The sequence below is a fragment of the Chitinophaga sp. genome (genome assembly GCF_036569185.1).
Lineage (GTDB): Bacteria > Bacteroidota > Bacteroidia > Chitinophagales > Chitinophagaceae > Chitinophaga.
The window spans coordinates 13,651-29,489 of the sequence record NZ_DATCRD010000144.1 but is presented as its reverse complement, the minus strand read 5'-3'; the positions used below and the strand labels follow the sequence as shown (position 1 = coordinate 29,489).

The window sequence follows — 15,839 nt, the reverse complement described above, 5'->3', positions numbered from 1 at the left end:
CACTCAGCTGCAGCAACAGGAAGCGCCCGCCAATCCCGTTCCTTCCTACCTGTTACAATCCATTACTGCCGACTTGTTGCCGCAAACAGCGCCGGTTATTGATCCCAATAAACTATCCAGGATACAGAGCGTACAGGAGGCAGGTAAAAAAAGTATTTTGTTAGTGGAAGATGAATACGCCATACGCCAGCTGTTAAAAGACCTGCTGGCCGGTCAGTATATTATATATGAAGCCGGTAATGGCAACGAGGCGCTGGAACTTATCCGGCAAACGCTGCCCGACCTGATCATCAGCGACATCATGATGCCTGATATGAATGGCCTGGAGCTATGCGACAAAGTAAAGAATGCCGCCGGCACCTGTCATATTCCTTTTATTATCCTGTCGGCCCGCGGTACCATCGACCAACAAACGGAAGGCTACGAAGCAGGCGCAGATGCCTATCTCCCCAAACCCTTCTATGCAGATCATCTCCAGGTAAGGGTGCGTAAACTGCTGGAATACCGCCAACGCCTGCACGAAATCTTCAAAAGAGATCATCCTTTGGGCCAGCTGGAAGAAACCGGTATGCCGGATGCCGACAAACAGTTCCTGCAGGAACTGGTACAGGTCATTGAAGACCGGATGGATGAGGAAGGACTGAATGCGGAAGCATTGGAAAAACAGCTGCTCCTCAGCAAAATGCAATTATACCGGAAACTGAAAACACTCACCAATATGACACCGGCAGAATTTATCCGTTATATCCGACTAAAACAGGCTGCCCGGCTCCTGGTGAAAACCCAGCTTACCGTGGCCGAAATTTTCTATAAAACAGGTTTTAATAACCAGTCTTATTTTTTCCGTGAGTTTAAGAAGATGTACCACTGCTCCCCTAATGAATACCGCGAACAACAAACCATCGTATAGTTGGGCGCACTAGACAAGCAAACAATCAACCAACTGATTATCAATAAATATCGTTCTTAAATCTTCACGATTGTACAGTTATTTGTAACTATAGTACAGTCGCTTTCCACCCCTTACTCCTATCTTTAGCTCATCCAGATCAATCAAAAAATTATCCGGCGTATGAAAGAAACAGGAGATGCACAGCCTGTAAATTCCATTCAAATCCAACGTTAAAAACATTTTTTAAACCGGTTCTTCCAGGGGGATGGAACCATTAAATTCTTACGAATGAAAAACTGGACACAATTAATGTCAGCCGTGATACTGCTGCTGCTTGGCGGGGCTACCTATGCCCAGGTTAAAGTAAGCGGCCGTATCAGCGATGAACAGGGCGGCGCCCTCCCCGGCGTTACCGTAATACAGCCCAATACCAAAAACGGCGCTGTTTCCGGAGTAGATGGCAGTTACACCATTACCATCAGTGGCGGCGGTCCTGCAACGCTGCAGTTTTCCTTTATGGGATTTCTTACCAAAACAGTACCTTATTCCGGCAGCGGCGCCCTGAACGTGACCCTGCAAAAAGATGAAGTAGCTTTAAAAGATGTGGTGGTAATAGGCTATGGTACGCAACGGCGAAGCCAGGTAACCGGCGCCATCTCCTCTATAGATGGAAAAAATCTTGCTAAAACACAGGCCGTCGACCTCAGTACCGCCCTGCAGGGACAGGCTTCCGGCGTTACCGTAACCTCTCCTACCGGCGCACCTGGTACAGAAGCGGTCGTGCGCATCAGGGGGATAGGCTCCCTCAGCCAGAGCAGCAACCCGCTTTATATTATTGACGGAGTGCCTATGAACAGCGGGTTGAACACTATTTCACCCAACGATATTGCTTCTATTGAAGTGCTGAAAGATGCAGCAGCGGCCGCCATTTATGGCTCACGTGCCGCCAACGGTGTGATACTGGTGACCACCAAAACAGGGCAAGCCGGCAAAAACGAGATCAATCTCGATATTGCCTATGGCATTGCCAACGCCAGCGGCTTGCCTGATATGCTCAGCACCAGCCAGTTTATAGAATTACAGAACGAAGCTTTTGCCAACGACGGCTCCACTACCCGTAACCAGGATGATGCTTCCAAACTGCCTAATACCAACTGGCTGAACGCCATATTCCGGCAGGCGCTTACCCAACGTTATAACCTCGCGTTCTCCGGTGGTTCGGATAAAACCCGCTATTACCTGGCGGGCAACGTGGTAAACCAGGACGGTACTATTGTAAACTCCAATTTCAAACGGTACGGGCTCCGCTCCAATGTAAGCAGCGAAGTAAAAAGCTGGCTGCGGGTGGGTGAAAACCTGAACCTTACCTACGATCGTACCCAGGAAATTGGCGCTTCCGGCGATGGCGCCCGCCCGGGCAGCCTACCCGGCGTGGTACGCTACGCGCTGATCAGGCCAAACGCCATTCCGCTCTACGATGATAAGACCGGCTTTTATACCGACCTTCCACCGGTAGGTCTTTATAAAAACGCATTATTATATGGTGATGGAAAAAACCCACTGGCCATTGCCGATTACCGCACCCGCACCATGAGCAAATACCGCCTGCTGGGGAATGTGTTTGCCGAAGCCCGCTTTCTGAATGATTTTAAACTACGCACCGATCTTGGCACCGATTTCTATATTGCTGAACAACAGCAATACAGCGGGCAAATACCCGGCGACCGCACACTGATGCAGGATAAAGACAAAGGGCTGGATAAATTCCGTAACCGCTATACTACCTATAACTGGACCAATGTGCTCAGTTATAATCACCTGTTCAATGAAAAACACAATGTGGGCGTAACGCTGGGCTCTGAATATATTTCTTCCAAGGTGGATTACCTCGCAGCATCCCGCAACGGGTACGATAACCGCGCCGATGCTTCTCCCAGCTTACGTTACCTGGACTACGGCTCCGGTCAGCAGTTTAACAGCGGCAACCTGGAAGAATGGGCGCTCATGTCTTACTTCGGCAGGGTTACCTACGCATACGACAACAAATACATGCTGAACGTGAACATGCGTGCAGATGCTTCCTCCCGCTTTGGCGCCGACAACCGCTGGGGATACTTCCCCTCTTTCTCTGCCGGCTGGAACATTGCCCATGAAAATTTCATGAAAGAGGTGACCTGGCTGAATGACCTCAAAATCCGCGGAGGCTGGGGACAACTGGGCAACCAGGACATCGGCCTTTATCCATTTGCCACCATTTACTCCACCACCAATAACATTTTGCAGGTGATCAGCCGTGGCAACCCCGATGTGAAATGGGAAACCACTACACAGTCGAACGTAGGTGTGGACGCAGGTTTCCTGAAAGGGGCCCTCACCCTCAGCGTGGATTACTTCAACAAACAGGCTTCCGACATCCTCATACAGCTGCCTTCCTCCTACACCAACGGCGATGCCACTCCGCCTTATGTAAACGGCGCTAAAATGAGCAATAAAGGGCTGGAAATTACCGCCGCTTATAAGCAAACCCTGCAAAAAGATCTCTCTTTTAATATAGCCGCCAACGTTACTACCCTTCGTAACAAGGTGGTGTCGTTATACAAGGGCAGGGAACAGATCTTTTCTGCCGGCTCCGGTCGCGTGATCCTGCGGGAAGGCGAACCTATCAGCTCTTTCTATGGCTATAAAACAAATGGTTTATTCCAGAACGAACAGGAAGTAGCACAGTATACCAACAGCAAAGGCGAACTGTATCAGCCCAACGCCAAACCCGGTGATATCCGTTTTGTAGATTACAATAACGATGGAAAAATTGATGATGCCGACCGTACTATTATCGGCAACCCCAATCCCAAACTGCTGTATAGCCTGAATGCCGGCGTGAATTACAAACAGTTTGACCTTACCCTTTTCTTTAATGGCGTACAGGGCAACCAGATCTATAATGAAGTAGATAACATCATTAACAGTTTTGACGGAAGAGGATTTAATAATAAGGAAGACTTCTACAAAGAACGCTGGCATGGAGAAGGTACCAGCAATAAAACGCCCAGGGCTACCTTCCTTGATCCCAACAACAACCGCCGCACTTCCGACCGTTACGTGGAAAATGGCAGCTATTTACGGCTTAAAAACGTAATGCTGGGTTATACATTATCGCCTTCATTGCTGCAACGCATCGGCTTTACCAATGCGCGTATTTATGTGAGCGCACAAAACCTGTTCACCATTACAAAATACGGCGGCATGGACCCGGAATTGTACACCAACGAGAACCTCGCCAATTATGCTGATATGGCGGTGGGTATTGACATGGGCACTTATCCGCCTTCCCGCACTTACACTTTTGGTTTACAGTTCGGTTTCTAGGAATGCCATTTATTAAAATCAACACACCATGAAAAAATTAATTGCTATTATATCAATTGCCGTTAGCGTTGCGGGCTGCACCAAGCAGCTGGAAAAATTCCCGCAGGGAAAGCTGACAGGAGGCAATGTTTTTACAGAAGCCAACGATTTTGTGATGGCTACCGATGCGGCTTATCTTCCGCTTACCAACCGTTTCCGTGGCGACTGGGGCTGGGATGAGGGCAGCAGTATACCGCGCGACTGGGTAATAGGCGACCTGATGAGTGATGATGCCGTGAAAGGTGGCGGTAGCCTGGGCGACCAGGAAGATATGCGGCGGATGCAGACCTTTAGCATCTTCCCGGAAAATAATAATGTGCTGGGCATCTGGCGCTTTAACTATAAAGGCGTGGATGCCTGCAACACGCTGCTGGCACAGGACGGCGCCGGTGTACCGGGTCTTGATCCGGCATTGCTGAAACGGATGAAAGGCGAAGCATATTTCCTGCGCGCATTTTATTATTTCAGACTGGTGCTCAACTTTGGCGATATTCCTTTGCTGATACCTGAAAAAAAGATGACGGATAATTCCGTGCGCACCCCGGTAGCACAGGTATATGAACAGATAGAAAGCGATCTTACGCAGGCACTCAGCATGTTACCGGCTACCTATGATGCCGATAACTACCAGCGGGCTACCACCGGCGCCGCGCATGCCCTGCTGGCTAAAACCTACCTCTACAGGCAGCGCTGGCAGGATTGCCTGAACCAGGTGGCGGAAGTGGAAAAAGGTAATTACCAGTTGCTGGATCATTATGAAGATAATTTTAACGGCGCTGGAGAAAAAGCGGGTGAGATCATCTTTGCAGCCCGTCATGATGCCGGCAAAACCCCTTCCCAGGGATCTGTGCTCAACGCCGTGTTTGCGCCGCAGGGCAAAGGCTGGGGCTTTGAAATTCCTACCAAAGACCTCGTAGATGCCTTTGAAACCGGCGATCCACGCAGGGCCGCTACACTTTTCCAGGCAGGCGATAAATACCTTGATGGCAGCAACTACGACCCGGCCTGGTCGCCCGTAACCGGTTTTAATGTACGCAAGTTTATGAGCAATGTAAACCCTATCGATGATGGAGGCGTTGATTTTGCGTATATCCGTTTGGGTGATGTGATACTGTGGAAAGCCGAATGCCACGCCAACCTGGGCGCATTAGCCGAAGCACGCGCCGACCTGGAAAGGATACGGGCACGGGCACGCAAGTACGCAGTTAACCCGGCTGTTAATCTGCCGCCTGTTACCACTGATAATAAAGCAGCGCTGCTTTCCGCCATTCAACATGAAAGACGCGTAGAACTTGCGATGGAAGGTCATCGTTATTATGACCTGGTGAGATGGAACCTGGCGCAAACCATACTGGCCAAAGCGCCGGATGCTGATCCGCTGAAAGGGTACAAGGATTATGGTAACGGCTGGCAATCTTTTAACAAGCTGCTGCCCATCCCGCAAAGGGAAGCAGACCTGCTGAAGCTTAATCAGAACGCCGGCTATTAGCCAGCTTTATTAAAACGGAAACCTGTTTGCTGCCAGCAGGCGAATTTTCTTTTGTTCGTCTGCCGGCAACCAACAAATAATTCAAGCGTATTAAATATGAACCAAGTTACCGCTAACCGCTTTACCGAAAATCCATTGCTAAAACCGGCCGATGTGCGGCCCAGCAGGCCCGGGCTTGAAGTAGCCTGCTTGCTGAACCCGGGCGTTTTTGAATACGACAATAAAATATGGCTGATCATCCGCGTAGCAGAACGGCCAAAACAACAGCATCATCTTATTTCATTCCCTGTGTTACAAAATGGAGGAATAGAAATTATTGAGATCTTAAAAGATGATCCGCACCTGGATGCTACCGATCCGCGGATACTGCGTTATAAAGGCGACGATTACCTCACCACGCTTTCCCATTTGCGGTTGTTTTGCAGCGAAGACGGGATTCATTTCCACGAGCCGGAAGGCTATCCACAGCTGCATGGGGAAGGACCGCTGGAATCCTTTGGCGTGGAAGATTGCCGGGTAACAAAAATAGAAGGCACTTACTATCTCACCTTCACTGCAGTATCTTCAAATGGTGTGGGAGTAGGCATGCGCACCACGCGCGACTGGAAAACTTTTTCAGATCAATGCATGATCATACCACCGCATAATAAAGACTGTGCATTATTTGATGAAAAGATAAATGGCCTTTACTATGCCCTGCACCGGCCCAGCAGCGTGGATCTTGGCGGCAACTACATCTGGCTGGCACAGTCGCCCGATGGGGTGCATTGGGGCAAACACCGGTGCCTCATCAGAACCCGCCCGGGTTACTGGGACAGCAAACGTGTTGGCGCCGGCGCCTCCCCTGTCAAAACAACCGAAGGATGGCTGGAAATTTACCACGGCGCCAATGAAAAACACCAGTACGGACTAGGCGCTATGCTGCTGGATCTTAATGATCCCTCCATAGTACTGGCCCGTAGCGACGATCCCATTATGATCCCCGAAGCCCCTTACGAGCTTACCGGCTTTTTCGGGCAGGTGGTTTTTACCAACGGGCATATTGTAAGAGGCGATGAGCTTACCATTTACTATGGCGCTGCCGACGAGGTAGTGTGCGCCGCCAGGTTTTCTATCGGGGAAATACTTTCATCCTTAAAAAGGTAACAACTTATGCTCAGGAACCTTTCTGCAGAAATAAAACATTTCAACCAGCAGCCGCACGACTTCCGCATACTGGTGCTCACCAATATGATTTATGCGCTGGTGCTGCCGGTCATCGACATCTTTGTGGCCGCCTATGTGATGCGTAACTCCAACGACCCTACGAAAGTGGTGATCTACCAGCTTACTATTTATACCGGTATCCCGCTTACTTTCCTGTTAAATGGTTTTTTGCTGAACCGCTTCAACATTAAAACATTGTACTCCGCTGGTATGCTGCTGAGCGGGGTATCCATGATCGTGATGATGTCGCTCAAAACGCTGGACCTTACCGGTATTGGAATAGCAGGTATTATTATGGGTATGTCGTTTGGCTTTTACTGGGCCAACCGCGACTACCTGGCGTTATCTATCACCAACGACCGGAACCGCAATTATTACTATGGTCTTGAAACGTTTTTCTATACCATCATTGCGGTAGTAGTACCTATCTGTATAGGCTGGTTTATAGAATCGGGTGGGGATATTAATGTAAACAATGCTTACCGTATCATTACCGGGCTGGTGTTTGTGATCACTATCCTTGCCTCTGTGGTATGCTTCAGGGGGCATTTCCGTAACCCGGATGAGAAGGCGTTTCTATACCTGCGCTTCCATCCTTACTGGCGCAAACTATTGATGCTGGCTTCCCTGAAGGGATTGGCACAGGGTTACCTGGTAACAGCCCCTGCTATGCTGATCATGTTGTTGCTGGGAAAAGAAGGCGCGTTAGGCACCGCTCAATCGGTAGGCGCCATCATTGCAGCGGTGCTGATGTATATTATTGGCAGGGCGGCCAAACCGGAACACCGGATCACCATTTTTGCAGGAGGGCTTATCTGTTTTACGCTGGCCGCTCTTTTCAACGGTGCCTTTTATAACGCAACAGGGGTGGTGATTTTTATGCTGTTCCTCCTGCTGGCAAAACCGCTGCTCGACATGGCATATTTCCCTATCCAGTTCAGCGTAATTGATATTCTTTCCAGAAAAGAAAAACGTAACGTTTACGCCTATATCCTTAATCACGAAGTAGGCTTGTACGCCGGGCGTTTCCTGGGCGCCGGCACCTTTATTTTCCTGGCTTACTATTTCTCCACAGAGGTGGCGCTGCGTTACGCCATTATCATCATTGCCATACTGCAACTGCTTTCCATTGCAGTAGGCAAAAGTATTATCAAAGAAGGGAAAGCGCTGATAAAAGAAACTACTGAAAAAACCACCGCGGTGGTATAAATTGTATACAGCATGGTAAAATTAACAACAACGGGAATCGCGCTCTGCCTCCTTTGGATGTCCTGCAAAACACCCACGCCGCCACCGGTGGTGCAGCAACACCTGCCCCGCCTGGACTCCATGGCCGATGTGCCGCAGCCGCTACAGATCATAGACTGGTATGCCCTGGCCCGGCAGTTCGATAGCACCGCGTACAATTTTAACACCACCGGTCCGCATTGGCCACTGGTTTGGTGGGACAGCAGCCGGCGCAATTTTGACCAGCCGGTGGTAGGGCTTTATACCGCGATGGACGATCAGCGGCAGGGCCCCACGCATAACAAAGGAATTTTTCACGAAGCGCTTGCTACCATGGGCGCCACGCTGGGCGCTACATTGGTGGGGGTTGATAAAAGCCGGCAACAGGGGCTGAACTATGTGGCCATGCTAAAAAATTATTTCAACCGGGAAACAGGCTGGGATATTATGATGAACAATACCTGTCCCGAAGTAGCCCAGCTTGGCGGTGGTTATGGGCGCGACTGGTGGTACGACGTATACCCTAATGTACTTTTTTACGGCATCTATGATCATTATCCAAATATGCCAGGCTTTGATTCGCTGGCGCATCAGATTGCGGAGAAGTTCTGCGCAGCCGACTCTGTGCTGAACGGCAACTATGATCATTCATTTTTTGACTATGCACAACTACAACCAAAAGATAACTGGATCTGCAAACAGCAGGACGCCGCTGCCGGTCATGCTTACGTATTATATGCCGCCTACAAAAAGTTTGGTGATCCGCGCTACCTGCAACACGCCATAAAAGCCCTGCAAACACTGGAGCAGCAGCCACACAACACCAACTATGAAGTGCTGATGCCTTTTGGCGCTTATATGGCTGCAAGGCTCAATGCAGAACAGGGCAAACAGTTTAATGTGCAGCAATTTATGGAATGGACATTCAATGGCAACCCGGAATGCCGTCAGGGCTGGGGCGTACTGGCGGGCAACTGGAATGGCATCGACATATCGGGCATTGTGGGGAGCACCACAGACAGGGGCGGATACGGGTTCCTGATGAATACCTTTGATGCCGCATGGCCGCTCGTAGCCATGGTACGCTATGATCCTTCCTATGCCGCCGTTGTGGGCAAATGGATGCTAAATGCCAGCAACGCAGCCCGTTTCTTCTATACCCAGTACATGCCCGATGATCATGAAACGATCCCGGAGAAAGCAGCCATTACCAAAGGCGTGATCGGCTATGAAGGCATTATCCATACTTCCTCTTACCCCCAATACGCCCACCTCAAAGCCCCGGTGGCACAGGGCGACGGACCGCAATGGGCCAAAGGAAACCCCGATGTATCACAATTCAGCGTATACGGCAGCGGGCATGCAGGGATCTTTGGCAGTATTATCCGCACCACCTCAGTGCCCGGTATATTACAACTGAATTTACTGGCTACAGATTTTTTCAGAGACAAGGCTTATCCATCTTATCTCTACTATAATCCTTACCCCGGAGAAAAAAAGGTAACAGTAAATGTGGGTGATCAACCGGTGGATATTTATAATACCATTACCCGGCAGTTTATTGCCCGTAACGTGAAACAGGCATACGACCTGGTATTACCGGGACTTAGCCCTGCAGTGCTGGTATTTACACCGCCAGGCGGCAAGGTAAGTAAAGCGGGCAGCCGGTTGATGGTAAACGAAGTAACAGTGAGCTTTTAACCATTGGCTTTATAGGTAAAAACTCCATGAAAGGCTTGTAAGCAGGTAGCTTATAAGCCTTCTCTTTTAGTGGAATTCCAGGTACTACAGGAAACGTTTTACCCGGAAAAAATCAAATCCCAAACCCCCTTTCCTGACTTCCACCTCCACACTGCTCACCGTTTCAGGGGATATGTGCCTGTCCAGCACTATCTTCTTCACATAACCACGGCTTTCCACTTTTACCCAATAAGTTTTACCATTCCTATTCTGGGAATATCCCCGCTCCACTACCGGTAATATTTCCGTTGAAGACGCTTTTGCCGCAAACAGGTAATTGGCGCCCATCAGCAGGGAAGCCGGTATCCAGGAGATTAGCAGCAACATGCATCCTTTATGTAAAATACCCTCTGTTAAACCATCGAACAAACGGGTGAGCCATCCCCGGCACTTTCCCGCAGCCCACCATGCCGCAGGTATACCAATGAACAATAACAGGGATAAGGGTAAGAGAAGAGGCATAAAGGTAACACCCAAAAAAAGCCATGGCATGGCATGCAGCATAATACAGACGAGAGCTGCAACCAATATAGCTGCACCCTTCCATATTTTCGGCCAACTCGCTTTCTTTTCCTTAGTTGCGGACATTTGAACCTGTTAATTACCCGAAAATACATTATCCCGGGAATTTGCAAAATAAACAGGCGGCTGCCTGCCGGTTTATCCCCCAACTTTGTCGTTTTTTTCCAAACGCCCCCTCTCCCCATTCTCCTATCTTTACAAAAAAAACTTATGGCAAGCAAGTTGAAACATGAGCAGGTACAGTATCTTGAATTCCTGTCGAAAGACATCCGCCGCGCGAAGGAGTTTTATACAAAGAGCTTTGGGTGGAAGTTTACCGATTACGGTCCCGACTATACGGCATTTGAAGGCGATTATGTAGATGGCGGGTTTACGGCCGGCAAACCGGTAAAAGGCACTGTTTTAGTGATCCTTTATTCAAAGGATCTTGAAGCTACCCAACAAAAGATTGTTGCCGCAGGAGGCACTATTGTAAAGGATATCTTTAGTTTTCCCGGTGGCAAACGGTTCCACTTCACAGACCCGGATGGGTATGAGCTGGCGGTATGGTCGCTGTAGAAAATGTAAAGCCGCTTCCATAACCGGAGCGGCCTTTATGTTTTTATCAAACAAAAGAAAATTTACCTGCTATCCAGTGCACGCATAAACGCAATCACTTCTTTTATTTCAACAGGCGTTAGTCCCAGCTTTTTTGCGCTTAGGCTCTGGTTGTGCACCGGCAGGCCATTCCCTGCACCGCCGCCTTCATTGTAGAAGTCCATTACTTCTTCCAGGGTGGCAAAGGCCCCATTGTGCATATAGGGCGCTGTTGTTGAGGTATTGCGAACGGTAACTGTTTTAAAGGCATGATCAAACCCCGACAAGCGGCTGCTGTCAAAATAATTAAAGCTCATGAGCGTGTTGAAAAGCCCCCTGTCCGCATCAATATTTTTACTGCCTTGTTTTTCGGGAACGCCGAGTATCTCCGCATCCTGTGTAATAAATTTAGGAGGTAGCACCCCGCTGAACAGCGGCATAAAATGACAGGCGCCACAGCCTGCCTTGCCCATAAATAAATTAAACCCTTTCACCTCTGCGGCCGACATAGCAGTATCCATACCAGCCATGTAATCATCGAAACGGCTGTTTAGCCGTACAAGACTTCTTACATACGCTGCCAGCGCTTCTGTTACAGCTGCGGAATCCGGTTGTGGCCTGCCTGGAAATGCAGCAGCAAACAGCTGTGTATACCTGCCGGAACGGGTAATATCCTGCAGGGCCGAATGAATGCGGCCACCCATTTCCTTTGGGTTATGTATCACATCGTTCACCTGCTGTTCCAGGGTTTCTGCACGCTGATCGTAGAATTGCTGCGGCTGCAATGCCGTATTAAGCAGGGAAGGCACATTCCTGCTGATCAAACCTGTGCCGCTGATATCAGGGTGCTTCGCCAGGTTTTCTGCGAATGCTGTTTGCGGATGATGACAGGAAGCGCAGCTGATCTTTCCATTACCAGAAAAAGCAGTTTCTGTAAATAACGCTTTACCCAGCGCTGCTTTGGCTATCTTATTTTCCTGGTCAAGGAAAGGTGAATAGGCATCTGCATTAAATGCGTCTTTGTCGAACAGGGTAAAAACATCCTGTCGCAGTAAGCGGTTGTAACGATATCCCTGGAAATCCAGCTGCCTGCGTAATTGCTCTATAGCGGTAGATAACGGATTGGCATAACGGCGGATATAAAGCGCCCTGTCGAAATGATTAAAATCCTTATTCGCCAGCAGGAAAGCAATGTTCCCGCCAAGCAGCTCCTGCGTGGTGTTACTGTTGCCCGCATAAGGAGCCAGCGCCTGCTGCAGCGACTGCAGGGCCACTGCGCATTCCTCCATGCTGTTCCTGCTGAGCGGATTATCGTACCCGGTGATGCCCAGTGTTTCAATGCGGAATACTTCCAGTTTTGCAGCATCCAGGATCTGCCAGCCGGCAACAGGAATACCGGAAAAATACGATTTGAATACCTGTAATTTATCCAGGATATTTTCCGTTTGCCCAAGCAACATGCTGCGGGAGGTACTGTCGAATGCAGGAAAGATATGTTCTTCCATTACCTGCAGCCCTGCGGGATGTAAGATCATATAACCAGGCAGCTCCGCTTCTGCTTTGGGTGCGCCGTTTATAAATCTCGCGGTAGACCAGGCGAAGTATTCTGCGGCCCATTCTATCCGCTTATAATACTTCCTGGCAACCAGGAAGGCGGGTTGCAGGTCTTTTTCCCGACCGGTTCTGATAACAGGCTGCAGGGAATCCCTGATATAAAAAGAAAAGGCGTCAATATCGCGGCAAAGCATTCCCGCTATTTCCTTTGCGGGATCGTTGGTTCGGACCGCGAAAGAAGATAGCAGCTGTATCGTCCCCACCATCAACACCAAAACTATTGCTATCCGGGAATGCTTCACCTGGTAAAATCAGTTGTTAAAATTAAAAGCGCCCTGTAGTGGATTGGCATTGCCATCCCTGCTGTTGAGCGGTTTCAGGCCCCAGCGTTTTTCGATAAACGAGAGGATACTCACGGTTTCGTACTGTGTTGGGTCCACGTAACCTTTTTTGGCAAAAGGAGAAATGATAATGGCAGGGATACGGCTGCCCGGTCCCCATTTATCAATCACCGGCGGCGCTACATGATCCCAGAAGCCCCCGTTTTCATCATAGGTAAGTATGATCACCGCATCTTTCCAGTTAGGGCTATTGCGCACAGCATTGATCAGCTTTAAAGCATGCGTTTCTCCTGCTATAACGCTGGAATAGCCGGGGTGCTCGTTCTGAACGCCCAGTGGCTTTACAAAAGAAACAGCCGGCAGCGTTCCTTCCTTTGCGGCTTGCAGGAAATCCTCTTCATCTTTGAGATGTTCCTTTTTGGCGGAAGTGCCATCTGCAAATGTTTTGTAGTAGATGAAGGGCTGGTGATGGTACTGGAAGAATTCATCGGGTTTGCCTGCTATCGCATCATTCCAGCCACCTGAATACCAGGCCCAGGAAATATTTTTTTCACTGAGACGGTCACCGATCGTAGGATTTGTTTGGTTAGGAACAAGATTTTCCTTTTTTGTACCGGCAGGATAAGGCTGGTTTACAGAGTAAATAGTGTTCACCGCGTAACCATCGGGAGTTAACAGCCCGTCTTTCTTCATCTTCCCATCAGGTTCCAATACTGCCCTGGTATCCTGCGGAGCATCCGGAAAATAAGGCGTTGCCGCAGCGATCAGCCATTGATGATTGAGGAAGGAGCTGCCAAAAGCGCTGTGAAAGAAATGATCGCAGAGTGTAAATTCTTTTGCAACAGGGTATAAAGGCAGCAGCGAAGTTTTATAGTATCCCATGGCCAGACCCGCGGTGCTGTTATGCGCTGCGAAAAGATTCATTTTACCATTATTGATCTGGCTGCGCTCCTGGTAATACCGGTGTGTAACATCTGGCGTTTCTTTATCGGCAGGAACATACTGGTCTATATTAAAATAGCCATTGGGAATATTGGTGGGGAACTCGCTGGAACGGGGTATCGCCGGGAGATATTGATACGGCTGACCGTTACGGTCCAGCTGCAGCACCGCTTCTTTGGAGGCGTTTGCCAGGCCATCAGCACCTTCAAACTGCCCGTACAGGTTATCAAAACTGTGGTTCTCCATATAGATCACTACCACATGGTTCACTTTTTCAATACCTTCCAAACCGGGTACCTTAGCGGCTTTACCTTGCCCGGTACGGCGACTGCCGGCACAGCCTGCAAGCAGGGCTGTTACGACAATTGCACATAATTTAGTTTTTCTGTTCACCATTGTTATAACTGTTATCCGGTAAAAATACTGCCTGGATTTTTATTTTTCGAATGATATTGATTTTTATCAGGGAATTTATTGAAACTGCACAAGGTTCCCGGGCATGTTCCTGATGTTATTCCGGTTTTATTATCATGATATTTCCATTTTTCCCTTTTTGTTGTTTTTATTTTAGCGGGATAATATTATCTTCCGTTCATCATCCATTATTACTATCAGCAAATGAGGAGAGTTATATTATTCCTGACCATTTACTTCATTTCAGTTAAGACCCACGGACAAGTTGTATGGAACCTGGACAGTTGTGTTCAATACGCCACTCAAAACAATACCTCAATACTTCAGGCTTCACTCCGCATCCGCGCTGTAAGGGCGCAGATGCAACAAAGTTCGGCACGGCGGGTACCTTCCTTAAGTTTTGACAACAACATTGGATGGCAGGGAGGAAGGTCTATTGATCCTACATTAAACACGTATACAAATACCAATCTTGTATTCCAAAACCTCGGTCTGCAATCCGGGATCACACTTTTCAACTGGTTCAGCATCAGCAATACCATCCTTGCCGAGAAAAAAAACGTGGAGTCTTCAGTCCTTGACCTGGAGAAATTAAAGAATGATATTTCACTGAATATTGCAGCCGCGTATTTGCAGGTGCTACTTTCCAACGAAAAAATAGAGATCTCCAAAAAACAGATACAGTTAACCAGCGGCCAACTGGAAACTACTCAACTATTGTTTAACCAGGGACGGCAAACCCAGGCAAATGTGCTTCAGCTACAGGCACAACTATCAAGAGACAGCACTATCTATTTTGATAGTATGCTGAACGACTATCAATCCAATGCCAACCTATTGAAATTACTGGGGATCGGGCCTGAACAGCAAATTAAAATTTCCAGGGAAGTCCCGGAGAAAAGCATTTTAAACATTATGGAAATGCAACCGGAAACAATCTATCAAATTGCTTTAACCAATCAGCCATTACAGAAAGAAAATGCTGTGAAGCTAAAGGAATTTGAGTACCGGATAAAAGCAGCAAAAGCAGCTCAATATCCCACCCTGTCTGCCAATGCGGGCATAGGTTCAAACTTTGCAAATACTTTCCGTGATGCGTTGGGCCGGCCAATTCCTTACGGGCAACAATTATTCAATAACAACTTTCAACAGTCGTTCTACCTGTCATTAAACGTTCCTATATTCTATAACAAACAATTAAAGACCAATTATAAACTGGCCCAAAGCGAATACAACAACCAGCAACTGACAATTGTGAACAACAACCTGGAACTAAAACATAAAATATACGCAGCTTATAAAAATGTCTTAAATAGCTGGAACAGATACCAGTCTATGAAAAACAGCCTCTCGCAGCTACAGGAAGCATTTGAGCTGGAAAAGATAAGCTTTAATACCGGGAATACGCCATTGGTAAGTTTCCTGAACCTGGGAAATACGCTATTTCAGGCACAAACAGATAAGATCACCAGTTACTATGAGTATATCTTCTCGATGAGAATATTAGAACATTATCAGAAAATAAACTAGT

General features: G+C 48.3%; 11 protein-coding genes. 8 read left to right on the top strand and 3 right to left on the bottom strand.

Annotated elements, in window-relative coordinates; translation table 11 throughout:
- The 6 genes from VIM72_RS10210 to VIM72_RS10185 form a co-directional block, all read left to right on the top strand.
- A partial coding sequence (locus VIM72_RS10210) for a response regulator transcription factor (protein ID WP_332002734.1) occupies positions 1–910 on the top strand: 910 nt, incomplete at its 5' end.
- 270 nt (positions 911–1,180) lie between these two features.
- Positions 1,181–4,258: a TonB-dependent receptor gene (locus VIM72_RS10205; RefSeq protein ID WP_332002733.1), complete on the top strand. Its 3,078-nt coding sequence runs from the start codon at positions 1,181–1,183 to the stop codon at positions 4,256–4,258.
- 28 nt (positions 4,259–4,286) lie between these two features.
- Positions 4,287–5,786 (top strand): RagB/SusD family nutrient uptake outer membrane protein, encoded by a 1,500-nt coding sequence (locus VIM72_RS10200; RefSeq protein ID WP_332002732.1) that lies wholly within the window; start codon positions 4,287–4,289, stop codon positions 5,784–5,786.
- A gap of 96 nt (positions 5,787–5,882) precedes the next feature.
- Positions 5,883–6,932 (top strand): glycoside hydrolase family 130 protein, encoded by a 1,050-nt coding sequence (locus VIM72_RS10195; protein WP_332002731.1) that lies wholly within the window; start codon positions 5,883–5,885, stop codon positions 6,930–6,932.
- 6 nt (positions 6,933–6,938) lie between these two features.
- The gene (locus VIM72_RS10190) at positions 6,939–8,201 is read left to right on the top strand and encodes an MFS transporter (RefSeq protein ID WP_332002730.1); all 1,263 of its coding nucleotides are present in this window, start codon (positions 6,939–6,941) and stop codon (positions 8,199–8,201) included.
- 12 nt (positions 8,202–8,213) lie between these two features.
- A complete protein-coding gene (locus VIM72_RS10185; RefSeq protein ID WP_332002729.1) occupies positions 8,214–9,920 on the top strand; it encodes a hypothetical protein in 1,707 nt (568 codons plus the stop codon).
- 84 nt (positions 9,921–10,004) lie between these two features.
- Here the strand turns inward: VIM72_RS10185 and VIM72_RS10180 are convergent, their stop codons facing one another.
- Positions 10,005–10,547: a hypothetical protein gene (locus tag VIM72_RS10180; protein ID WP_332002728.1), complete on the bottom strand. Its 543-nt coding sequence runs from the start codon at positions 10,545–10,547 to the stop codon at positions 10,005–10,007.
- A 144-nt stretch (positions 10,548–10,691) separates the two neighbouring features.
- Here VIM72_RS10180 and VIM72_RS10175 point away from each other — a divergent pair, with 144 nt between their 5' ends.
- A complete protein-coding gene (locus VIM72_RS10175) occupies positions 10,692–11,039 on the top strand; it encodes a VOC family protein (RefSeq protein WP_332002727.1) in 348 nt (115 codons plus the stop codon).
- Between the two features lie 62 nt (positions 11,040–11,101).
- Here the strand turns inward: VIM72_RS10175 and VIM72_RS10170 are convergent, their stop codons facing one another.
- Both VIM72_RS10170 and VIM72_RS10165 read right to left on the bottom strand, forming a co-directional pair.
- Positions 11,102–12,877, bottom strand: a complete 1,776-nt coding sequence (locus VIM72_RS10170) for a cytochrome-c peroxidase (RefSeq protein WP_332002726.1) — start codon at positions 12,875–12,877, stop codon at positions 11,102–11,104.
- Positions 12,878–12,922: 45 nt separating this feature from the next.
- Positions 12,923–14,290, bottom strand: a complete 1,368-nt coding sequence (locus VIM72_RS10165; protein WP_332002725.1) for an alkaline phosphatase family protein — start codon at positions 14,288–14,290, stop codon at positions 12,923–12,925.
- A gap of 222 nt (positions 14,291–14,512) precedes the next feature.
- Between VIM72_RS10165 and VIM72_RS10160 the strand changes: the two genes are divergently transcribed.
- Entirely contained in the window at positions 14,513–15,838 is a 1,326-nt protein-coding gene (locus VIM72_RS10160; protein ID WP_332002724.1) for a TolC family protein, read from the top strand.
- The last annotated feature ends 1 nt before the right edge of the window (position 15,839 follow it).